Raw genomic sequence first — 22,439 nt, 5'->3', positions numbered from 1 at the left:
GGATGAGGAACTACTTCGCGACCTTGGCGCCGGTCGCGACGTTGATCACCGAGCCGTCCTCGAGGCTCAGGCGATAGATCTCGCGCAGCACGTTGCCGGCGAAGCCCAGTTCGACGATCGACACCGTCTTGAAGGCGGTCGGGATGCCGTCGGGCAGGATCTGGTTGAACTCGACCGCGGTCTGGTTGAAGGCCGCCTGGATCTCCGGCGTGAACTTGGCCATCGAGTAGACCAGCGTGTTGTGCGGATTGTGCGGGCGCAGTTCCTTGCCGTCCTTGACGGTGTTGATGCCGCTGACGCCGACCGTCCGGACGAGTTCCTTGCCGGCATCGGCCATCGCCGCATAGACCGGCCCGGTGACGCGCGGCAGCGGGCCGTCGCGCAGCGGCGTCAGGGCCGGCGTGGCCAGGGTGTTGAAGGCCATCATCGCCTCGAAGCCCGCGCCTTCCTTCACGATGCCGAGGTCGAGCCACCAGGGATGGCCCGCGCCCTTGGCGGCTTCGGTCGTATAGAAGGTCTTCAGCGTGACGTTCAGTACCGGCGGCAGCTTCGGCATCGCCTTCAACATCTTTTCCGGCGTCGTCGGATCGGCATTGTGGATGTGCAGCACGGTGACGTGCGGAATGTTGAAGCGCAGCGCCTCGTCGATGAGGTTGGCGTTCAGGAGCTTCTCGCGCAGCAACCCGCCGATCGTGATGTTGAGAAGGTCGTTCACTTCCTTCGGCAGCGTGTAGACCAGCCCGAAAGTGCGCTTGTGCTCGCGGAAAGCAGCCGCGCCGATCGAGCTGTTGTCGATCGCGCCCTGCGCCAGGGCCGGTTGAACGGCCAGCAATGTCGAGCCGGCAAGTGCAATGGCGGTCAGCGCGCTGAAGACTTTGGATTTCATAAGTTTCCCCGTTTGCAGGCAATGCACAGTAAATGCAATTAGCATGCCTGCTGACAAGGGGATTTAGAACGCGCACTCCGCTCGCATCGCCGGCGAGATGGGATCGGCCGGCATGTTGAGCTTGCAGTGATAGTCGAAGGCCGCCCGGTAGGGGGCCGCGATCCGCGCCTTGGCCTGGATGGGCAGGACGAACCGCGCGCCACGCTTGTCGATCTGCTGGCGGCCGTAGCCGATGTTGGTGCCGTCGGCGAAGTAGGCGTCGAAGAACGAGTGGCCGGCTGTCGAGGTGAACTCGACCGTCAGCACCGCGCCGTCGATGCAGTCGAAGCGCGGGCCGCTCTTCAGCACGCCGGTCTCGGTGTTCTTTCCCGCAGGACCGGAGACCGTCCAGTTCGAGGTCGCGCCCGTCTTCGTGGTCTCGGCCTTCAGGACTCCGCAGGCGAGGTTGCTCGGCGGTGGCGGGCTGACGGGCTTGGTCGACGCTGTCTGCGCGTGTGCCGGTCCGGCTAGAAACGCTGCCATCGTCAGCAGCGACAGGCTCTTGTTCATTTGGGCAGACCGTCCAGTGCCTTTTTCGCGTCGGCGTCGTTCTGCGCCGCCGCCTGTTGCAGCCAGACCTTGGCCTTGGTCGCGTCGGCAGTGAGGCCGGCGCCGCCCTTGGCGAGCAGCAGCCCGAGCTTGCGCTGCGCCTCGGCGAGACCGGTCAGCGCGGCGCGCTCGTACCAGTCGGCGGCCTGCGCGCCATCGTGCGGGAAGCCTGCCTTGGCCGGCGTCGTCGGATCGTAGAAGGACGCGAGTTCGACCTGGGCCGGCACGCTGCCCTGCTCGGCAGCCTGGCGATAGACCAGGAAGGCGGCGCCGGTGTCGCCGGCCTTGGTGAATTCCTGGGCCTTGGCGAGCATCGCTTCCGGCGTGGGCTTGGTCGCGAGATACTCGGCGACGGTCTCGCGCACCGATTTCTTCGGCGGCTCCGCGGGAGTTGGTGTCACCGGCGGTGGCGCCGTGGCGACGACCGGCTCGGGCGGATGCAGATGGTTGGTCCAGTAGTAGTAACCGCCACCGACCGCGAGCAGCACCAGCACGGCCGCGATCATCCAGCCCGTTGCACCGGAGCGCCTGGGGACATCGGCCAACGGATCGCGTGCCGCCCGCAAGTCGGGACGCGGCGGCGGAGGAGGCGGCTCGGGAGCGATCTCCAGCGGCGGCGGTAATTCGGGTTCGGGCGGCGGGGCTGCCTGCTGGCGGCGACGCAGCCGCACCGTGTCGTCGTAGGTGCCCGAAGCGCCGGCCGCGCCCGAGGTCAGCATCGCGGGCCAGGCAACGACGGTGGTGCCGACCACGCCGATGTCGGGCTCGCGCACGCGCAGGCGGATCGTGGCGATGCCGGCCAGCCGGTCGCAGATCTCGGGGCCGAGATGGAATTCCAGAACCTCGCCGTTGCGCGTCACCTCGTCGGGCATCAGCCAGGTCTCGGTGCGTCGCCAGCCATCATCCGCCAGATGCGTATCGGGGCCCTGCTGGCGCTGGATCGAGATGGTGAGGCCGTCAGGCGAAGCGTCGAGCTCGCTCACGCGCAGCAGTGCGTGGCCGGGTTCCGGCAGCGGGGCAATGGACGCGCGGACGGGCATCGAATTCCTCAGGCAGCCACGGTGCGCAGGATGGCGCCCAGCCGGTCGTTCTGCTCGGGCGTGATCTCGCGACCGCCCTCATAGCCGACATTGTCCATGGCAAGCTGCAGGAAAGCGCGCATCCAGTCCTTGCAATAGTCGGCGTAGATCGGCGCCGGATTCTCGCTGAGCTGCGGGATGCCGTCGATCATCAGCGTCGGCTGCTCGAACACGCGACGCAGCGGCGCATTCGGCGGCAGGCCGGGCCGCTGATCGAGCGGCAGCTTGTCGAAACCCAGTGCACTCACATAGCCGTTGAGGGCCGAGGAGGCGGTGCGCACCTGGCGCTCGGCGATCTCTTCCCACTTGGCGTTGGCGGCATTCTCCAGCTCGCGCACCTCGTGGGAGAGCTGGTCGATCAGCTTCAGGCGATGGGCGCCCACGATCAGCTCGTCGATCAGCCAGCCGAGATGCTGGCGGTCGACACCGTAGTGGGACAGCGCCTTCTCGTCGGCGCCGACGCGCCGCATGTTCTCCAGCCAGTATTCCGCGGCCTCGCGGGCAAAGCGCTCGGCGCGATCCTCGATCACGCCGGATGGCGGCGGCGCGCGACCGGGCTCCTCGCCAAAGACGTCGGCGAAGATCGCACCGATGTCGACGGCGGCGCCGGTCGACTGGGCGGCGGCAGCCGGCGCCTTGCCGTTCTTGCTGCCGTTGCCTTCGTCGGAGGGCCGCGCCGTGGCGATGCGGAAATAGATCTCGCGCAGGGCGGTGTCGGCAATCTGCAGGGCGGCGACCAGTTCACCGAACAACTGCTGCTGGATGACGTTCGCCAAGCCACGCAGCACCGTATGGATGAGGTCGCGCTTCTTGGTGCGCGCGTCGCCGTCGGAGGCGCTGTGGAAGCCGGCCAGCCGGTCGACCAGACGGCGCAGCTGCACGTCGAGCTGGCCGCGCACCTGCGCCCGCTTGATCGCGGGATCGCAGACCGGGATCAGGCTCTTGACCAGATGCGCCACGCCGCCGTCGTTGGCGCGGAACGCCTCGTCCCAGGCGCGGGCCGGGTCGGCGAAGTGGCGGCGCACATCCTCGTTCTCGACGAAGTGGCGGCGCAGCTCGCCGGCGCGCTGGGCAAAGGAATCGGCGATGCCGACCTCGCGCCCGCCGTCATAGTCCATCAGCCGCTCGTCGATGACGGTCGGATTGCGCAGCCAGAAGCTGTTGTCGAACGGCTTGCCGTTCCAGTTCAGCGGCCACTCGCCGCGGAAATTGTTGACCAGCGAATTGCCGAGGCGGGCGCTCCAGCGCAGGCGGCGCGATTCCTCGGTCTCGCCGGCCTTCTGCTCGAACTCGCGGTCCATCTTCGTAAGCACGAGGAACAGCGCGTTCTTTTGCTTGGCGCGATCCGCCGGCGTGCCGCCGATCGTCTGGTCGATCCACGCCGTCATCATGTCGGAGAGGTCGCGGACTTCCTGGTTGCCGTCGGGAATGCAGAGAAGGATGGCGCTGAGCTCGCGCTCGGCCGAATAGCGCTGGAAGAGATAGGCGACCTTGCCGCGCAGCAGCAGCTCGCGCAGCGGGTTCGCGCCCTCGGCCACGCCCTTGGTCTTGGCGACGTCGTCGAGATTGGCGAGCTTCAGGCGCGAGCGGGCGCCGGGGAAGTCGAGCAGGTCGGTGTGATCGAAGAAATCCCACGGCTTCTCGTCGATCGCGACGTTCAGCTCGGCGGTGAGGGCGCAGACAAGCGAGCGCGGCAGGCGGGCATCGGGCGAGTTGCGGCCGTCGGCCTGCTTCGGCCGCACCAGCAGCGGGTCGTCATCGTCGGCGCCGAGGCGGTCGAGCGTGAGAACGTCGACGATGCTCTTCTCGCGCGGGATCAGCGCGTCCATGCCCAACAGCGCCTCGGGCGCGTGGCTGAGCTTCTGCAAGCCATCGTAGAGCGTGAGATAGAGATCGGTGAAGGGCTGGAAGTCGTACCACAGAACCGACCACAGCCGGGCGCGGTCGTGGCCCGACAGGCGTGGCGCGAGATCGATCGCCTCGCGCCAGAAGTCGGTGCGCAGCTCGGCGGTGACGCCCGCGAAGAAGGTGTCGAAATACTCGATCAGATCGAGCACGTCGTCGGAGTCGAGATCGCCGACCGGCGTCGGCTCCGCTTTGGCGCGCAGCTCCGACAGGCGCTTGCGGATGGCCGCGCCATCGGGGCCTACGAACTCGGCCTTCTGGTGATCGAAGTCGAGCAGGAACGAATTGCCCAGGATCTTCACGATGTCGGTCTGGGTCAGCAGACGTACGCGCACCGGGAACTCCGACGAGCCGTCGCTGAGGCCGAGACCGAAGCGCGTGACCAGGCCGGTCGACTCGCGATTGCCCGGCGGGTTGATCTCGCGCAGGAAGTCGTAGGTCTTGTCGGCGAAGCGTGCCTGCAGCGGTCGGCCATCACGGCTCGCCAGGATCGACACGAGGTAGGACTTGCCGGCCTGGCTCGGGCCAAACACGCCCACGCACATGCGGCGTCGCGCGGCGCGCGCCAGCTTGCGGCTCTGGTTGCGAACCTTCTGCAGTTCGCTCACCAGCGACGGCGCCTGCTGCGCCACGGTCGGCGACTGTTCGGCGGCGTTCTTCAGCCACGCCACGCCCTCGCTCGCCGCGACGGCCAGCGCTTCGCAGTCCTGGGCCAGCTTGAGATCGACTGTGTCCATGATCTTTCCGAGGGTCCCTTAACCTGTCTTGAGCATGCCCGTGTCGAGCCAGTAGCCCTCACGGCGCGGCAATGTCTGCAGGCGGAGAGTCAGGCGATCGAGCGCGACGGCACGGCCGTCGCGGTTGGTCACCTGACGCAGACGGAAACGTTCGACGTCGCCCGAGTCCTTGTCCTTGGGCTTCACGCGGGCGAGCGCGATCTTGAACGGCGTCTCGCGGGCGTGCCGCTCGGCATATTCCGGCTTAGCGAATTCCAGCGCGTAGAGCCGTGCCGCCGGCCAGCGCACCAGGTCGAGCTGGCGCGCGCCCAGCCACATGGGACCGCGGAACTCGAAGGCGATCTCGGGCAGTTCGAATTCGCGATTGTCGAGGTCGACATCGCGATAGATGAGGTCTTCCTTCTGCAGGCGCCCGCCGCCGTCGAGCTTGCCGATGAACCGGGCGATGCTCTTGGAGCGCAGCAGGTCGGAGCGGAAGGAGAAATCCGGAAGCTGCGACTGTGCGAGTGCGGCGATCATCGCGCCGACTGCCACCGTGGTCTTGGGATCTTCCACGCGCAGGCGTGCATCGCGGAACGGATACCAGGCGCCGACGCGATACTCGTGCAGCGAGATCACGCGTTCCGGCGGCAGGGGCAGCAGCTCCATGACCAGCGCGCGGATGCCGGGCAGGCGCGAGGGCCGACCCGATAGCAGCAGCACGTCGCAATCGTAGGCGTGGACGATCTCGGCGAGCGGCGCCAGCACGCGGCCCATCTCGGCCCGCACCGTCTTGTCGAGGCCCGGCAGGTCGACCGGGAAGACGACCTCGCGCAGGTCGAAGTTCTGGGCACCGCGCTTGCGCGCCGCTTCGTTCACGAAGGTGACGACTTCCTCGGACGGCTTGGCGCCGCCGGGGAAGAAGGTCTCGTAGGGACGCGGCTCGGCCGCGACGACACCGGAGGTCGGATCGTACGTCTCCGCTGCGCGCAAGAATTCGAGCGCGAGCGGATGGGCGATCTGCAGCGCGAACTGCTGGCGCAGGTTGCGCTGGATCACGTCCTCGCCGCCGCGGTCGCCGCCCACCAGCTCGGCCATAAGATCGGCCGGGTTGCCGATGCCGGCCGTGCGCAGTGCCGCTTCGATCGGCGGCAGCACGTGGCCCTGGACCACACGCAGCAGGATGTCGTCGCCCGCGACGCTAAAACCCTCGCGGAACTTCTGCTCCGGGAACAGCGTCACGGAAGTGCCGGCGCCCTCGAGGCGATAGGAGTTGATGATCAAGTCGGTCGTGCCGCCGCCGACATCGATGCTGGCGATGTTCAGCACGTCGTCGGCAGGCTTGCCGCGCGGCTTGCGCGTGATCTGGAAGAAGCGGCGCGCGTCGCCGCCGAAATTGCGTGCGACCTCGGTGTAGAGATAGACGAGCTGGGTGCAGCTTGCCTCGTCCCAGTCGGTGAGCACGCGCGGCGCCGGTGCTGCCGGATCGTCGAGCTTCCAGCCCAGCATCATCCAGACGAGATCGCGCGCGGCCTCGGCACGCTTGCGGAAGATCAGGCGCTCGGCCAGCGGCATGCCGGTCGGCAAAGTGAGCACGATGCGGCGCAGGCGGCGCGGCGTCTCGGCATGGGCACGGCGGCCGCGCTGCTGCGGCGAGTTCATCAGGGTCAGCGCCTGCAACAGCACTTCGGTGAGGACGAAGGTCATCACCGAGGAGCGCGAGTAGAGCGGTTCGAACACCGGCAGATGGTCGGCCGAGTCCGCATCGGCATCGACGAGATGCAGCGGCTCGCCCTTCTGGTTCACGAGCTGCGCCATCGGCCCGGCTGCGGCCGGCATCGGTGTCTGGTCCTGCGCGTAGGCCACGTTGAAGCGCCATTCGCGGGTCTGCGGCTCCTCGTCCCACAGATAGCGCTTGGGACTCGACATGCCGGTGTTGCCCTCGGTGCCGCGACGACGCGCGGCGAGGCGCGTGGCCTCGGGTCCGACGCGGGTCATGGTCGGCCAGACGAAAGCATCGGCGCGACCGCCGAGACGCGAGAGATGGTTCTTGCCGAACCACGCCTGGGCGAACTCGACTCGCGACTCGAACGGGCGCGTATGAACGACCTCGGGATGCGAGAGATCGCGCAAGGCGAGTTCGTACGAGTCGTTCAGGTTGACGCCCAGCTCGCCCGCCGCCTCGATCAGCAGACCGCAGGTGCGCGAGTTGCCGACGTCGAGCACGAGGTCGACCTCGATGGCGCCGCGGCCGGGACGCTCGGCATCACCGACCAGCTTGACCGGCGGGAAGTGCGCGGCGGCGGCCAGCAGGCCGAGGAAGGCGAGATAGCGCGCGGTGGCTTCCTGCGGCTTCTGCTTGATGTCGTTGTCGATCTCTTCGGCCGTGGCGCGCGGATGCAGCTCGTGGAACAGCTCGTCGAGCCACTGCACCATCCAGCCCTGGCGCAGCAGCCAGTGGTTGGCGCGCTGCTGCGGCGCCAGCGCAAACAACGCGCCCGCCGTCACGTCCTTCGGCGACGGTGCCAAATAAGCGCGGCCCTCGGCCTCGGCGATCAGGCCGGTGTCGAAGGCCAGCACCGCGCGATAGCGGTTGCCCTGTTCGTCGCGATAGCCCGAGCCATAGCGCGCCTCGAGGTCGACCACGCGCACCCGCGCCCAGTCAGCAGGACCTTCGCGGAACTGGTTGTTGGGCCGCACCTGCAGGAACGGCACCGGCACCCACTTGTCGAGAAAGGGCGCGAGCGCGTCCTTGGCGGTGATGACGAGGTTGGGATCGGCGGCGCGGCGGCGGCCGTTCTCGACCACCTCGTACTGGCCGCGGCCTTCGTCGAAGTCGAGCTGCACCAGATCGTCGACCGCCTTGGTGGCGGCGGCATCATGGAAGCCCCATTCGCGCACCTTGAGGCGCACGGGATCGAAGCCGAAATCGAGAAACTGGATGCCGGAGCGGGCAATCAGCGTCGTCGGGCTGGGATAGCTCGGCAGGCGGGCAAGGTCGCTCATGTCAATCCAGTACGGCTATCGTGCTTCATGTGTATGTAGGGTCTCAACGCCCGATCTGCACCTTGTAGCTGCGCGGGTCGCCGGGCTGGCTGCCGTTGCATTGTGCCGCGCCGTCGGCGCCGACCTCGCAATTCACGGTGTTACGCGCATAGGTCTTGCCGTCGCTGCAGCGCGGATTGCTCTTCTCCTCGATCACCAGCTTGGTACCGTCCCAGCGTGCTTCGGCGGGCGCCTCGCAGGTCGCACCGTTCTTCTGGGTGAACGAGACCTTGCCCTTGCCCTTGTCGTCCAGGGTGTAGGACGGCCGGATGTCCTTCTCGCCGGTCGCGGTGGCGAGGCCGGTGCGCGAGCGCCAGTCGCCCTTCAGGAAGGCGAGGTCCTGTTTCTGCTTGGCCTCGGGCGGCACGACCATCGGCTTGGGCTCGTCCTTCTTGTCGTTGCCGGCACCGTTCTTCGGATCGTTCTTCGCCGCGGTATTCTTGTCCTTGGTCTGCTCGTCCGGCCCCTTGGTGTCCCCTTTGGCATCCTTGCCGTTCGGACCCATGGCTTCCTGCCGGTCGAGATCCTTGGACGCGTCCTTCGTGGGATCGTTGCCGGCGACGCCGAGGTCGGGACCGGCGCCGCGCTCGATCGGCGGGCCGCCGACCGAACCCACGATCACGCCGCCCGGGCCGATGATGCCGGCGGCGCAGTCGCCGCCGCGACGCGACAGCTCGTCGGCGAGACGGGCCAGTTCGAGGCGCAGCGTTTCATTGTCCTGCACCAAGGTGGAAACGCGGGTCTGTTGCAACTCGCCCGGCTGGCGGACGGCGAAGCTCAATGCCCGCTCGCGCGCCTCGGCTTCGATATAGGGTTCGAGGCGCGGCAGGTAGGGCCGCACGAGCCAGGCGAGCAGCGCCAGGATCAGCATCAGCAGGACGCCGAGCAGCAGCCACTGCCACCATACGGTGCGCGTGCCCGCAACGGCGGCGACGGCCGGCGCGGAGACCATCACGGCTTCGGGCCGTCCGAGCGTCGGCGCGGCCGCAACACGTGGCGCCACGGCGGGCGGCGGGCTGGCCAGAAACACGCCGGGCAGCGCTGCATCGGCGGTGAAGCCCCAGAAGGTCATGACCGGGCGGCCGTCGACGACGTAGAGCGTCTCCTCGCCGGGCGCGGTCAGTGCGTGACGCAGCAGGCGCGCGAAGTTGCGCTCGGCGTTCGAGCGATCCACGGCTTCCATCTGCGTGGCGAGGCCCGCGATCTCGCCGTGCAGGCGCTGCACCTTGTCGAGGATCTCGCGGCGCTCGCTGTCGCCCAGGTCGCTGAGGCGCTTCACCTCGCCGTCGAACGGCGCGTACCAGTCGATCGTGCGGCCGCTCGGCTCGGCCTCGGGCAGCGCCAGCAGGTCGGCATGCTCGCGCGACAGGCGCGCGGCGATCGCGGCGCGCAACTGTCCCGCGGCGCGCCATACCGGATCTCCGCCCAGCCCCAGCGCGCGATAGCGCTGCAGCGGTTCACTGACGAGTAGCGGACCTGCGGCCATCTCAGCTCCTCAACGCCTGCCACCACGGGGGCAGGCAATGGCGTAGTTCCAACGCGTGCCGTGTAGCTCACCTGTTACGATCACATCGACCGAATAATCCCCGCCGACCGGATTCCAGTCGAACCCGAAACCGCCACGTCCACTGCGCGGGCCGCCGGTGCCGGCGATCTGGCGGCCGCGATACATGACCTTGATGTCGTCGGGCGCCACGAACAGCTGGTAGTTGAGCGCCACGAAGCCGGGCTTGTCGCCCAGATAATGCTTGTTGCGCGTTATGCCTTCGCCGCCGGAATCGCCCGACCAATCGCAGGGAAGCTGTCCCGGCGGCGGCCGGTTGACCGGCGGCGCGGCGGCCTGCTGCTGCGGTGGTGGTTGCGGCGGCGGGGGAGCCGGCGTGGGCTTGGGCGGTTCGACCTTGGCCACGGGCGGCGGGGCCGGCGGCGGCGGCGGTTTGGGCGGCTCGATCGGCTTGCACTGTTCGAGCTTGTCCTTCAGCTCGGCCTGCAGCGCGGCGAGTTCGGCCTTGAGCTTCTGTGCCTCGTCGCCCGACGATTCGAGCGCCGCCTTCAGCAGCGGCGTCGGATCGGGCGGCGCTTCGGGAGCGGGCGGAGCCGGCGTCTCGAGCGTGGCGACGTTCAGGGTGGGATCAACTGGCACGCAGGCCCGCAGCAGCCACGAAGTCAGCAGCAGCAGAAGCAGCAGCATCAACCCGAACAGCAGCGCGCTGAACCAGGGCGCCCAGCCGACGATGCGCGTCGCCGGCAGTGTCACGGCGGCCGGCGCGCTGGCGAACACGGCCTGGCGCGGGGCGGCGACGGGAACGGTCGCAAGGGTGAAAGCGGGCTGCAGGCTCGCCGCGGCATCGGCTTCGTAGCCCCAGGCGACGATCACCGGCTGGCCGTCGACGACGAAGACGAAATCGTCGGATGGACGCGAGGTCGAGAGTTCGAGTGAGCGGCCGATCAGCCGCGCTTCCTCGCTGGTCTGCGAGTCCTTGAGCTGCGCGCCCAGGGTGCGGATGGCGGCGAGTTGCTCTTCGACCGTGCGCAAGGCCTCGGCGCGCTCGGTCTCGCCAAGTTCGGAGAGGCGCTGCACCGTGCCGGTGCGCGCGGCGTACCAGTCGATGCCGTCGCCGGACTCGCGAAGCTGCGGATCGGCCAGCAGGTCGGCCGGACCGTCACCCAGCCGACGGCGGATGACGGACAGAAGCTGGCCTGCCACCGAATGCAGCGGTTCGCCTCGCACGCCCAGAGGGCGCACGCCGAGGCGCGTCGTCATCAACAGAGTGGGGCGTTCGCCCATGGATGCCCGAGGTCAGAAGTCTGAATACTGGCTGAGGCATCATATCATCGTTCGAATCCGGCGGGTTTATGTCGGATTGAACACCGATTCGCGGTGAATCAGCCGGGGCTCAGAAATGCAGTGCCGCCCGCCGCCTCGATTCGCACAATGGGTGTCGCGAACACGGCTGAAAGCCGTTCGGGGTCCAGCGTCTCGCGCGTCGGTCCCAGATTTGTCACACGGCCGTTCTCGACGATGCCCACCCGGTCAGCGTAGCGCGCCGCCATGTTGAGGTCGTGCAGGACCGCGAGCACGCCCAGTCCGCGATTGGCGCGGCGGCGGGCGCTAGCCAGCGCGGCATGCTGGTGCGAGAGGTCGAGGCCGGTGATCGGTTCGTCGAGCAGCAGGAAGGGCTGCGCGGCAGGTTCGGCATCGCACTGAGCGAGAACCCGCGCGAGCTGGATGCGTTGCCGTTCGCCGCCGGACAGAACGGTGTAGGGACGGTCCGCGAAGGCGAGCGCCTCGGTCTCCTCCAGCGACTTTTCGGCCAGCGCCTGCATCTCGCGTTCCGACAGGGTGCCGCGAAAGGCGAGCAGGCCCAAAGTCGCGATCTGCAGGCCGGTGAAGTCGAAGGCCACCGACGAATGTTGCGGCAGCACCGCGCGGCGTCGCGCCAGCTCGAGCTTGCTCCACTGCACCAGGGGGCGTCCGTCGAGCAGGATTTCGCCAGCCGCGAGCGGGCGGTCGCCCGCAAGGGCGTTCAACAAGGTGCTCTTGCCGGCGCCGTTGGGGCCGATGATCGCCACGAATTCGCCTTGTCCGACCTCGAGCGAGACGTCGCGCAGCAGCGACTTGGTGCGCGCGCGCACCTCGATGCCGATCGCCTGGAGCATCTTCATAGGCCACCTCGCGCGGCGCGGCTCGCCAGCAGCCAGAGGAAGAAGGGACCTCCGACCAGGGCCGTCAGCACGCCGATCGGCAGTTCCGCCGGCGAGACCATGGTGCGGGCCAGCGCATCGGCCAGTACGAGGAAGGCGCCGCCGAACAGAGCGGCGGCCGGCAGCAAGGTGCGATGCGAGGGGCCGAGCAACAGGCGCACGATGTGCGGCGCGATCAGGCCGACGAAGCCCACGATGCCTGAGATCGCGACACCCGCGCCGACCGCCAGCGCGACCTGCGCCACGAGGCGCTTCTTCAGCCGTTCGACATCGACACCGACATGACCCGCTTCGCGTTCGCCGAGCGCCAGTGCGTCGAGCAAGTGCGCGGTCGGCAACAGGGTCGGCACGCTGATCGCCAAGATCAACAGCGCAGGAAAAATCGCCACCCAGGTGACGGAGCCGAAGCCGCCCATGGTCCAGAAGATCAGGGTGCGCAGTTGCTGGTCGTCGGCCACGAACACCAGCATGCCGATGCCGGCCGAGGTGAGTGCGTTGATGGCGATGCCGGCCAGCAGCAACGTGCCGACAAGCGTCACGCCTTCGCGCGCGGCGATGCGATAGACGACCACGGTCGCGGCAAGGCCGCCGAGGAAGGCCGCGATCGGCAGGCACCAGGGCCTGAAGCCCGGCGGCACGATGTGCATCACCTTCTCGCCCAGCACGATCACCGACACGGCCGCGAGCGCGGCGCCGCTCGACACACCGAGAAGTCCGGGATCGGCGAGGGGATTGCGGAACAGGCTCTGCATCGCAGCACCGCCGGCTGCGAGCGCCGCGCCGACGGCGAAGGCCGCGAACACGCGCGGCGCCCGGATGGCGTAGAGGACGGCCGCGGTCGTGTCGTCGAGTGGCACGTTCGACAGGCCGACCGCCGACAGGAGCTGGCCGAAGCCCACGGGGAAAGCGCCGATGCAGAGGCTGGCGACCACGCTCGCGAGGGCCGCGAGCGCGAACAGCGGGATCGGACGCCGCAGCGCGACCGACGTCACGGCTTGCTGACGAGGTCGGGATGCAGCGCCATCGCGAGTTCGGTGGCCGCCTCCGGTGTGCGCGGGCCGAAGCCGAGCAACAGCAGCGTATCGAACTCGATGATCTTGCCGGCCTTGCCTGCGGGCGTGCGGTTGAGCGACGGCTGGTCGAGGATGGCCTGCTTGCCGCCCATGGCCTGCACCGTCTGGCTCGTCACCAGGACGAAGTCGGCATTGGAGGCAATGACCGATTCCGGCGTGAGCGGCCGGTAGCCCGAATAGCCGTCGACCGCGTTGACGCCGCCCGCCAGCTTGATGATGCCGGCGGCCGCCGTGTCGCGGCCCGCGGCCTGCGGCGCGCCGCCGCTCATGGAGAGCAGGAACAGCACGCGCGGATGGGTCTTGGCGGTCGCGAGCTTCGCCGCCAGCGACTTCATCGCCTCGGTTCCCTTGGCGATCATCGCATCGGCCTGGGCGACCTTGCCGGTCACCTTGCCAATGGCCGCGATCTTGGTGACCACGCTGTCATAGTCGTACTTGTCCGGCAGGATCATGACCTCGATGCCGGTCGCCTTGAGCTGGTCGAGCGCGCCGGCCGGACCGGCCGCCGTGGTCGCGATGATGAGTGTCGGCTTTAGCGACAGCACGCCTTCGGCCGATAGAGCGCGCATATAGCCGACCTGCGGCAGTTTCCGCGCGGCCTCGGGATAGAGGCTGGTCGTGTCGACGCCGACGATCAGGTTCTCGGCACCGAGCCCGTAGAGGATCTCTGTGATCGAGCTGCCGACCGACACGATGCGCGGCGGCTGCTGCGCGTGCGCCGGGAGAACGGCGGCAGTCGCGGCCGCTGCCAGTCCCAGTCTCAGGCCGATTGCGGTACGGCGCTTCATCACGAAGCCGCCTGCTTCTCGACATTGGCGACGATGCTGCGCCATTCCTCGAGCTCCGGCTTGCCGGGCTTGCGGGCGCCGAACATCAGCAGGATGTTGCGGCCGCGCGCGTCGAAGGCTTCGAGCGAGGTGACGATGCCGTCCTCGGTGGGCTTGCGCACCGAGAAGACGCGGGCCACGCCCTCGTCGCGCAGGTGCAGGTTGAACTCCGGGTCGAGCACGTTGAACCAGCCGTGCACGTCGACCAGGCGCTTCACCGGGCCGGTGTGGATCTGGATGCAGCCATGGCTGCCGACGAAGATCATGATCGGCGTGCCGTCGGCCGCCGCGGCCTCGAAGGCCGAACGCAGCGATCGCGCCGGCAGCTCGCGCGCGAGATCCTCGCCGACCAGGCGCAGCGCCTGGACGCGGCCGACCTTGAACTTGCCCAGCATGCCGAAGAACTCGTGGGTGTCCTTCATGCCGAGCCACGCCGCGCGCAGGCCCGCGACGTCGATCTCGAAATCGGGACGATCGACGGCGTCGGGCGCGCGGGCCACGATCTTCATTTCCGGCGGCGTCTCGGCGGTGTAGCGCGCGATCAGCGCGTCGAAGGCGGCGCGATCGGTCTCGTCGGTGGCGTAGATTTTGTGCACGGCTTCGCCCGCACCGTCGAAGAACTGCAGACTGAGCCGCTCGCCCTGCTTCAGCGGTTCGCGCACGGCGAAGCCATGCTTCCAGCTGCCGAGGAACAGGCGCAGATCGATGTCCGGCCCGAGCACGATGCCGTGCGGTCCCTTCACGTCGACGCCCTCGAAGCGGCCATGGCGCTCGTGCACGCAATGCTCGTTGCGCGTCAGGCACATCACGCGGCCGACGCCCGGCATGTCGTTCAGGATGCCGCGCCAGTCGGCCTTGAGCGGCGTCGCCGTCTTGCCGATGCCCAGCGCCACCAGTTCGGCTTCACCGACGCCCAGGGTCACGGCGGCGTCGCGGATGCGCAGGGTTGGCTTCTCGCCACGCAGGGCGTTCCAGCGGGTGGCGAGGTCTGCATTCGAAGGTGAGAGCATCGGGCTATCCTTTCAACGAAGATGGAAACGAACGGGAATTTCGACCCAGGCGGCGACCGGGCGGCCGTCGCGCATGGCGGGAAGGAACTGCCAGCCGCGCACGGCCGTGAGGGCCGCGCGATCCAGCAAGGGGAAACTGCTGCTGCGCCACAGCACGATCTCGGCAGCCGAGCCGTCAGGCTCCAGGCGCACGCGCACCATGACTTCGCCCTGCTGGTTCAACTCAAGGGAGCGGGGCGGATAAACGGCTGGCGTCGGCGGCACACGATAGCGCGGCTTGCCCTCGAACACGATGAGGGACGAGGAACTGGCCGCCTGCTGTTGCGTGATGGTGGCATTGCCAGTGTCGGGCGAAGGCGCCTTGGTGACGACCGCCTGCGCATTGGGGCGCGGCGCGGCTGCCGGTTTCGGCGCGGGCGGCTTGGGCTTGGGCGGCTCGACCGGTTTCATCTCGGCGGCCGTGGGTGGTGGCACTTCGTCGGGCGGCGGCAGCTCGACCTTGATCTCGGGCTCGGCGGCGGCGACCTCCTGTGGAGGCGGCGGGTCCGGCTCGGGCGGTGGCGTCACTTCGGTCTGTTCGACCGGCGGCGTCGGCGGCTCGGGCTGCTGCTGCGTCTCGGGCGTGGCCTCTGGTTGATTGGCTTCTGCCGCGGGACCGGGCGTGGGCGCCGCGAGCGAGAGCTCGACCATCAGGGCGGCCGGCTGGTCGTCGTTGGCGCTGCTGCCGGCCATGCCGGCAAGGAGAAGAGGAACGATGGCGAGCCCGTGCAGCGCAAGTGACAACGCCACCGACACACGAGGACCGCGTGTCGGTGGCGCCGGCAGTCGCTCGGCAGAGAGGGCTGCCGGGACTACCACTTGGCCGTTAGGTTGACGCCGAAGTAGCGGCCCGGCTGGGCATAGAGATCGATCTGCGGGTTGGTCGCCGCGACGCCGATCATGTCCGGGGAGTTCCAGTACTTGGCGTTGGTGATGTTGAACGCGCCGGCATTGAACTTGAAGTGTTCGTTGAAGACGTAGCCGACGGTGGCGTCGAGGTTGAAGTAGGCCGGCGCCTGGAAGTAGGTCGGGTTGCTGACCGCGGTGTGTGCCGCGCCCACCGTGCCGATCAGCTGCGCCACCCAGCCCTTGTCGAAGCCGTAACGGATGCGCGCCTGCGTGGTCCACGGCGACACCGAGTCGACCGGCAGACCGGTACGCTGGTCGGTGCCCTGCGCGAACGCCGTCCAGCCGGCGACCGCCCATTCCGGCGCGAAGCGGTATTCGCCGCGCGCTTCGATGCCCCAGATCGTCACGTTGGTGAGGTTGACGTACTGGAACTGGGTGACCGGGCCGACCATGCCGACGACGGTCGTCTCGATGAAGTTGTTGTAGAGATTGTAGAAGCCGGTGAGCTGCCAGCTCGAGCCGTTCTCGTACTTGCCGCGCAGGCCGACTTCGAACGAGTTGGCGGTCTCGGGCTTCAGGTTGGCGTTGGGCAGGATCTGGTAGAACGACGCGGCGTTGGTGAAGCCGAAGTTGGCGTTGTCGTACGGCGGCGCGCGGAAGCCCGTCGCGTACTGGAAGTAGCCCGAATAGGTATCGTCGAAGTGATACAGCAGGCCGAGCTTCGGCGAGGCCGAGACGTAGGTGGTGGCCGTCGGGACGGCGTTCAGCGTGGCGCCCGTCGAGTTCCAGAAGTAGCGGTCCGGATTGGGCGTCATGTTGTAGTAGTCGAGACGCACCGCCGGCGTGATCTTCAGGCGGCCGCCCAGCGCGCTGATTTCATCCTGGACATAGGCGCCGGCCTGGATCGTATCGGTGTCGGGGAAGTTCTTGTTCGGATAGGTCTCGCCGCCCACCGAATTCGTGGTCGCGCCGGTCGCCAGCGTGATCTGCGTGCGATTGCGCGGCCGTGTCGTCGAGGTCCAGGAGAAGCTCAGGCCATAGGTGAAGAAGTTGTCGAGGCCGCCGATCTGGCGATCGGTGTGCATCTGCAGTTCGCCGCCCGAGACGTTCTGCGTGTAGTAGAACTGCGACGCGCGGGCGTTGGTCGGGATGAGGCCGTTAAAGGCGCCGCGCAGCGTGTAGGTGTCGGCCTGCTGGTAGACCGAGTTGAAGTAGGCGAGCAGGCTGAACCGGTCGACGAAGCCGATCGGCGCGCTGTGCTCCCACTGGCCGCTGATGCGGTAGGTGTTGGTGTAGTCCTGGCCCCATTCGTCGAAGACGCGGGCGAACAGAGTGGCGAAGTTGCCGGCGGCGGACAGCACGTTGGTGCTCTGGCGGCCCTGGTTGTAGGAGCCGGTCAGGCGGAACGTGTCGACCTCGGTCGGCTTGATCACGAGCTTGGCGAAGAAATTGTTGTTGGACCAGATCGTGGGATTGGGCGCGATCATGGTCTGCGCCGGCGTGTACTGCTGGCCATCGCGACGCGTGTAGATGCCCATGAACTCGACGTTGCCCGAGCGCACGGCGCCGGTGAACGATTCCGTGAACTGCGAGTTGGCGCCGCTGTAGGCGGCCTTCGCGCTGGCGTAGAAATCCTTGCCGCCCAGCATGTAGTCGCCGGGGTCCTTGGTCGTGTAGGCCACGACGCCGCCGATCGCGTCGGAGCCGTAGAGCGCCGAAGCGGGGCCGCGGATGATTTCGACGCGCTTGATGTCCTCGAGGTCGGGCTGCTCGCGCGAATAGGTGCCGGCGCCCTGGTTGCTGTCGGGGAAGTCGGGCGTGCGCATGCCGTCGACCATCAGCAGCACGCGATTGCCGCCGATGCCACGGATCACGAAGTTCTGGAAGCCGGCGCGCGTCGGGTTGTTGCCGACGGTGACACCGGGCTCGTTGCGGACGAGATCGCGAATGTCCTGCATGTTCTCGCGATCGATGTTCTCGGTCGTGATCACCGACACGGTGGCTGGCACGTCGTCGAGCGGACGGCGGCTGCGCATGGCGGCGGTGGTGACGGCGTCGAGCTGGGTCGGTACGGCCTGCGTCGCGGACGGCGGCTGGTTCGGATCGGCAGCGGGTGCGGCCGGCGGCGAGGTCTGCGCCCAGGCGGGCGCAGCGAGGGGCGCCACGATGGCGGTCGTCGCCATCAGCGCATAGCAAAGCGTGCGAATTTTCATTTTAAGCCAAGGCCCCAAGAAAAAAGGACGCCTGGCTTGCAAGGGCTCCCTCAAAGGGCGCCGGCTGGCTGGGCAGTTTAGCCGAGGAGGGATGGCCCCTCGGGGTCTCCGATTACTTTGTCAGAATGAGTTTGTTCGAGGCGGTGAGGCGCAGGCGGTACTGTTCCGTGCCGTGGCGAATGATGAGTTCACGCCGTCCTTGCAGGATCGCGACACTCTCCACCGCCGGCGTGTTCAGCTCCGGCCTGTCGCGCTGCGTTTCGTCCCCACGAAACGGACGAGTCATCTCGTTCATATCGCTCCTCTCACCCCTTTTAGGTTGCGAACGACTCTCAATTGCATAGACTGACGCCTCAGTCAAGCTCCTTCAACTTTTGGTGAGGGCATGGAAACGTCGCAAGAACAAAGGCTTAGCCCCCTGCACACCAATCCGAAGCCGGGGTGCGGCCGGGCCGATTGCGCCTGCGCCCTGCCGGTGAGCGAGCGCTTCGTGCTGTGGGCGCTTCGCCAGTGGCAGCACGACCGGGCGCTGCCCAGCGAAGGATCGATCCTCCATCGCGGCTTCAAGGTCGCGGGCCTGCTCGACGTCCTGCCGGACTTCGCCATCGCCATGGATGCGTTCCTGTTCGGCGCGCGGCGGGCCATCGAAATTCATGTCCCGACCTGCTCGAGCGTGAGCCGTGACGAGGCGGTGCTGGTGGCGCTGTGCGGCCTGGCCCAGGCCGATCACGACCGGCCGCTGGCCGCGTCACTCGACATCATGATGGCGCCGACGGCCTCGCGCGTGGCGGCCATCCGCCTCAAGGCGTTCGCCGTGGCGCTTGCGGGCGCGGGTCTCAGGCTCGCGCCGGCGGCGGGCGCCGCGGCTGGCCGTCTCAATTGAAAGCCGCCGCCATGACCGCACCGATGCCCGATCGCCTCTCCGACCTGCAGCACGCGATGCGCGTGATCTCCAACGCCGTCGAAGGCTTGCCCGAGGAATGCCGCGACCTCGCCGGCAACGCCCTGCTCAACATCGCGGCCGAAGCGGTGGCGCAGGATGTCGGCTGCAGCGAAGCCAGCCGCATCTTCGCCCGGCTGGCCGATCTCCTGTCGCGTGGCCTGCAGCCGCCGGCCGAGGATGCAATCCGCCTGACCGGCTTCGACGCCTAGAGTCAGATCTCGATGCGGCTGCCCAGCTCGACGACCCGGTTGGCGGGCAGGCCGAAGAAGTCGCCGGCACTGGCGGCGAAGCGCGACAAAGTGAGGAACAGTTTCTGTTGCCAGCGCGGCAACAGCGGCTTGCTGGCGCGCACGAAGCTGTTGCGGCCCACGAAGTAGGACGTCCGCATCGGGTCGAACGGTATGCCCTTGTCTTCCAGGACGGCGAGATCGCTGGTCACGTCGGGCTGTTCCATGAAGCCATAGTGCAGGACGACGCGATGCACGCCCTTGCCGAGATGGGTGACCTGGGCGCGGCCTTCCGGAGATACGAAAGGTATGTCGGGAACCTCGATGCTCAGCAGCACGACATGCTCGTGCAGCACTTCGTTGTGCTTGAGATTGTGCAGCAGGCAGCGCGGTGCATTGCCGGAGAAGGCCGTGAGGTAGACGGCGGTGCCCTGCGGGCGATGGACGCGGGCAGGGTTGATGCTCTCCAGTAGCGTCTCGAGCGGCAGCGCCTCCTCCTGCTCGCGTTTGGCCACGGCCATGCGGCCGGTCAGCCACGTCCACATGCAGAGGAAGATCATCGCGGCGATGGCCAGCGGGACCCAGCCACCGTCGAGGAACTTCAGCATGTTGGAGGAGAGCAGCGCGAGGTCGAGCGCCATGAAACAGCCGAACACCAGGATGCTGAGCGGCCAGCCCCAGTTCCACTGGCGCACCGCGATCACGAAGACCAGCGTGCTGGTGATCAGCATCGTGCCGGTGACGGCGATGCCGTAGGCCGAGGCGAGGTTGGTCGACGACTTGAACGCCATCACCAGGATGACGACGCCCAGCAGCTGCAGCCAGTTGACCACCGGCAGGTAGACCTGGCCGAACTCGCTGGCCGAGGTGTGCTGGATATGGACGCGCGGGCTGAGCCCGAGCAGCGCCGCCTGCTTGGCCATCGAGAAGGCGCCCGAGATGGTGGCCTGTGAGGCGATGACGGTGGCGGCGGTGGCGAGGGCGACCAGCGGGTAGAGCGCCCAGTCCGGTGCGAGGTTGAAGAACGGATTGGCCAGCGCCGACGGATCGTTGAGGATCAGCGCGCCCTGGCCGTAGTAATTGAGGAGCAGCGCGGGCAGCACGAGGCCGAGCCACGCCATCCGGATGGGCTTGGCGCCGAAATGGCCCATGTCGGCATAGAGCGCCTCGGCGCCGGTGATGGCGAGCGTGATCGCCCCCAGCGCCACGAAGGCCACGAACTTCTCGCGCACCGCGAAGCCGATCGCATGATGCGGCGACAGCGCCATCAGCACTTCGGGGCGCTGCACGATCTGGTGTGCGCCCAGCACCGCGATCACGATGAACCAGATCAGGGTGATCGGCCCGAACCACTTGCCGATGCCGCTGGTGCCGAAATGCTGCACGGAGAAAAGTGCGACGATCACGCCGATCGCGATCGGAATGACCATCGGCTGGAACGCCGGCGTGGCGACGGTCAGGCCCTCGACGGCGCTCAGCACCGAGATCGCGGGCGTCAGCAAACAGTCGCCGTAGAACAATGCCGCGCCGGCGATGCCCAGGATGAGATAGAAGCGTCGTCGCCACGGCGAGGGGATGTTGGTCTGGCCGGAGACCAGCGCCATCAGCGCCAGCACGCCGCCCTCGCCCTTGTTGTCGGCGCGCATGACGACGACCACGTATTTCAGCGTGACGACGACGATCAGCGCCCAGGTGATCAGCGACAGCATGCCCAGCACGTTGTCGTGCGTCGGCACGATGCCGGTGTAGTCGCTGAAGCACTCCTTGACGGTGTAGAGCGGGCTGGTGCCGATGTCGCCGAACACGACACCGAGGGCGGCCAGGGTCAGCGCCGCCCGGCGCCGCCGGCCGGCGGGTTCAACTACTGTGCCGCTGGCGGCCATTGTCTCGTCACGTCTCCCCTTCGGACGATTGATCCTACCCGCGATTTCCGGGACGCTGCAGTCCAGAATTCGTAACAAAGGAGGAAACGATGGCTGAGAGCGAAAACTACAAGAAGGGCAGCGCGATGCGCGCCAGCCTGATGGGCGAGAAGTTCGCCGCCGACATGAACAAGTCGGTCTACGACGACCCGATGATGAAGAAGTTCGGCGACTACGCCCGCGAGGCGGTGTTCGGCATGCTGTGGTCGCGGCCGGGCCTCGACCTCAAGACCAAGACGCTGATCTGCGTTATTTCAGACACCGCGCAAGCGCGCTGGCCCGAGCTTGCCATCCACCTGCGCATGGCCCGCCGGCAGGGCTGGACCGAGGACGAATTGTCCGAGGCGCTGATGCACCTTTGCGGCTATATCGGCCTGCCGTCGGTGCGCGAGGCCATGCTCACCGCCAAGGAAGTGTTCGAGGAACTGCGCAAGGAAGGCTGAAGCCGATGCTGATGACGGTGAGTGACCTGCCGCTGGAGCGGATCGCGCGCGGCAAGGTGCGCGATGTCTATGCGGTGGATGCAGACTGGCTGCTGCTGGTCGCGACCGACCGGGTGAGCGCCTACGACGTGGTGATGGCCGAGCCCATCCCGCAGAAGGGCGCCGTGCTGACCCAGGTCAGCGCCTGGTGGTTCCGCCAACTGGGCGGCCTCGTCGATCATCACATGATCTCGGCCGACGCCGACGAGATCATCGCCGCGGTGCCCGCGCTCAAGGGCCACCGCGCCGAGATCGCCGGCCGCGCCATGCTGTGCCGGCGCGGCACGGTCTTCCCGATCGAGTGCGTGGTGCGCGGCTACATCACCGGCTCGGCCTGGCGCGAATACGCCAAGGCCGGGACGCTGGCGGGCGAGACCCTGCCCAAGGGCCTGAAGGAAAGCGGTCGCCTCGATCCGCCGATCTTCAGCCCGGCGACCAAGGCTGAGAGCGGCCACGACGAAAACATCACCGTCACCCAGATGCAGAAGCAGCTGGGCGCCGACGTCACGGCCGAGCTCGAGCGGCTGACGCGCCTCGTCTACATGCGCGGCCGCGATGTCGCGCTGAAGCAGGGCATCATCATCGCCGACACCAAGTTCGAGTTCGGCCGCACCGCCGACGGCAGGATCCTGCTGATCGACGAGGTGATGACGCCGGATTCGTCGCGCTTCTGGCCGCTCGACGGCTATGCCGAAGGAAAGCCGCAGCCCAGCTTCGACAAGCAGCCGCTGCGTGACTGGCTCGACGTCGAACGCCATGCCGGCCGCTGGAACGGCGAGGCGCCGCCGCCGAAGCTGCCGCCCGAGGTCGTCGACGCGACCAGCAAGCGCTACCTCGAAGCCTATCGCCGGCTGACCGGCGCCGACCTGTCGGTATAGGGCGCTAACTCAAAAGGAAACGCCGCCGGCACAAGTGCTGGCGGCGTAGCCG

19 protein-coding genes are annotated in these 22,439 nt (G+C 67.8%); 4 read left to right on the top strand and 15 right to left on the bottom strand.

Annotated elements, in window-relative coordinates:
• Window positions 1-10: 10 nt before the first annotated feature.
• From AC1RP5_RS28220 to hemP, 14 genes are all read right to left on the bottom strand, one after another.
• Window positions 11-886, bottom strand: coding sequence for a hypothetical protein (locus AC1RP5_RS28220; RefSeq protein ID WP_493116132.1), 876 nt, complete (start codon window positions 884-886; stop codon window positions 11-13).
• A gap of 63 nt (window positions 887-949) precedes the next feature.
• Entirely contained in the window at window positions 950-1,435 is a 486-nt protein-coding gene (locus AC1RP5_RS28215) for a hypothetical protein (RefSeq protein WP_493116131.1), read from the bottom strand.
• Window positions 1,432-2,514 (bottom strand): tetratricopeptide repeat protein, encoded by a 1,083-nt coding sequence (locus AC1RP5_RS28210; protein WP_493116130.1) that lies wholly within the window; start codon window positions 2,512-2,514, stop codon window positions 1,432-1,434. The genes AC1RP5_RS28215 and AC1RP5_RS28210 overlap by 4 nt, the downstream gene beginning before the upstream one ends.
• Window positions 2,515-2,522: 8 nt before the next feature.
• Window positions 2,523-5,195: a virulence factor SrfC family protein gene (locus tag AC1RP5_RS28205; protein WP_493116129.1), complete on the bottom strand. Its 2,673-nt coding sequence runs from the start codon at window positions 5,193-5,195 to the stop codon at window positions 2,523-2,525.
• Window positions 5,196-5,213: 18 nt separating this feature from the next.
• On the bottom strand, window positions 5,214-8,180 hold the full coding sequence (locus AC1RP5_RS28200) for a virulence factor SrfB (RefSeq protein WP_493116128.1): 2,967 nt from the start codon (window positions 8,178-8,180) through the stop codon (window positions 5,214-5,216).
• A 43-nt stretch (window positions 8,181-8,223) separates the two neighbouring features.
• Window positions 8,224-9,705: a hypothetical protein gene (locus AC1RP5_RS28195; RefSeq protein ID WP_493116127.1), complete on the bottom strand. Its 1,482-nt coding sequence runs from the start codon at window positions 9,703-9,705 to the stop codon at window positions 8,224-8,226.
• A gap of 9 nt (window positions 9,706-9,714) precedes the next feature.
• A complete protein-coding gene (locus tag AC1RP5_RS28190) occupies window positions 9,715-11,007 on the bottom strand; it encodes a hypothetical protein (RefSeq protein ID WP_493116126.1) in 1,293 nt (430 codons plus the stop codon).
• Window positions 11,008-11,105: 98 nt separating this feature from the next.
• Window positions 11,106-11,885: a heme ABC transporter ATP-binding protein gene (locus AC1RP5_RS28185; RefSeq protein WP_493116125.1), complete on the bottom strand. Its 780-nt coding sequence runs from the start codon at window positions 11,883-11,885 to the stop codon at window positions 11,106-11,108.
• Window positions 11,882-12,916, bottom strand: coding sequence for a FecCD family ABC transporter permease (locus tag AC1RP5_RS28180; protein WP_493116124.1), 1,035 nt, complete (start codon window positions 12,914-12,916; stop codon window positions 11,882-11,884). Before AC1RP5_RS28180 ends, AC1RP5_RS28185 begins: the two co-directional genes overlap by 4 nt.
• Window positions 12,913-13,785 carry a heme/hemin ABC transporter substrate-binding protein gene (locus AC1RP5_RS28175; protein ID WP_493116123.1) on the bottom strand — a complete coding sequence of 291 codons (873 nt, stop codon included), beginning with the start codon at window positions 13,783-13,785 and terminating at the stop codon, window positions 12,913-12,915. Before AC1RP5_RS28175 ends, AC1RP5_RS28180 begins: the two co-directional genes overlap by 4 nt.
• A complete protein-coding gene (locus tag AC1RP5_RS28170) occupies window positions 13,785-14,834 on the bottom strand; it encodes a hemin-degrading factor (RefSeq protein ID WP_493116122.1) in 1,050 nt (349 codons plus the stop codon). The genes AC1RP5_RS28175 and AC1RP5_RS28170 overlap by 1 nt, the downstream gene beginning before the upstream one ends.
• A gap of 12 nt (window positions 14,835-14,846) precedes the next feature.
• Window positions 14,847-15,623, bottom strand: a complete 777-nt coding sequence (locus AC1RP5_RS28165) for an energy transducer TonB (RefSeq protein ID WP_493116121.1) — start codon at window positions 15,621-15,623, stop codon at window positions 14,847-14,849.
• 62 nt (window positions 15,624-15,685) lie between these two features.
• Window positions 15,686-17,935, bottom strand: a complete 2,250-nt coding sequence (locus AC1RP5_RS28160; protein ID WP_493116120.1) for a TonB-dependent hemoglobin/transferrin/lactoferrin family receptor — start codon at window positions 17,933-17,935, stop codon at window positions 15,686-15,688.
• A gap of 112 nt (window positions 17,936-18,047) precedes the next feature.
• The gene (gene hemP, locus AC1RP5_RS28155; protein ID WP_493116119.1) at window positions 18,048-18,230 is read right to left on the bottom strand and encodes a hemin uptake protein HemP; all 183 of its coding nucleotides are present in this window, start codon (window positions 18,228-18,230) and stop codon (window positions 18,048-18,050) included.
• Window positions 18,231-18,320: 90 nt separating this feature from the next.
• On the opposite strand from hemP, the gene AC1RP5_RS28150 reads away from it, so the two are divergent.
• Together AC1RP5_RS28150 and AC1RP5_RS28145 are read left to right on the top strand one after the other, a co-directional pair.
• Window positions 18,321-18,818 (top strand): hypothetical protein, encoded by a 498-nt coding sequence (locus AC1RP5_RS28150; RefSeq protein ID WP_493116118.1) that lies wholly within the window; start codon window positions 18,321-18,323, stop codon window positions 18,816-18,818.
• 11 nt (window positions 18,819-18,829) lie between these two features.
• Window positions 18,830-19,087 (top strand): hypothetical protein, encoded by a 258-nt coding sequence (locus AC1RP5_RS28145; protein WP_493116117.1) that lies wholly within the window; start codon window positions 18,830-18,832, stop codon window positions 19,085-19,087.
• 2 nt (window positions 19,088-19,089) lie between these two features.
• Here the strand turns inward: AC1RP5_RS28145 and AC1RP5_RS28140 are convergent, their stop codons facing one another.
• Window positions 19,090-20,988, bottom strand: coding sequence for a potassium transporter Kup (locus AC1RP5_RS28140; RefSeq protein WP_493116116.1), 1,899 nt, complete (start codon window positions 20,986-20,988; stop codon window positions 19,090-19,092).
• 89 nt (window positions 20,989-21,077) lie between these two features.
• On the opposite strand from AC1RP5_RS28140, the gene AC1RP5_RS28135 reads away from it, so the two are divergent.
• On the top strand, window positions 21,078-21,470 hold the full coding sequence (locus AC1RP5_RS28135) for a carboxymuconolactone decarboxylase family protein (RefSeq protein WP_493116115.1): 393 nt from the start codon (window positions 21,078-21,080) through the stop codon (window positions 21,468-21,470).
• Between the two features lie 5 nt (window positions 21,471-21,475).
• On the top strand, window positions 21,476-22,387 hold the full coding sequence (locus AC1RP5_RS28130) for a phosphoribosylaminoimidazolesuccinocarboxamide synthase (protein ID WP_493116114.1): 912 nt from the start codon (window positions 21,476-21,478) through the stop codon (window positions 22,385-22,387).
• The last annotated feature ends 52 nt before the right edge of the window (window positions 22,388-22,439 follow it).

Source organism: Reyranella sp. GW821-FHT12G01, assembly GCF_058806575.1.
This window is presented reverse-complemented; position numbering and strand designations above follow the sequence as displayed.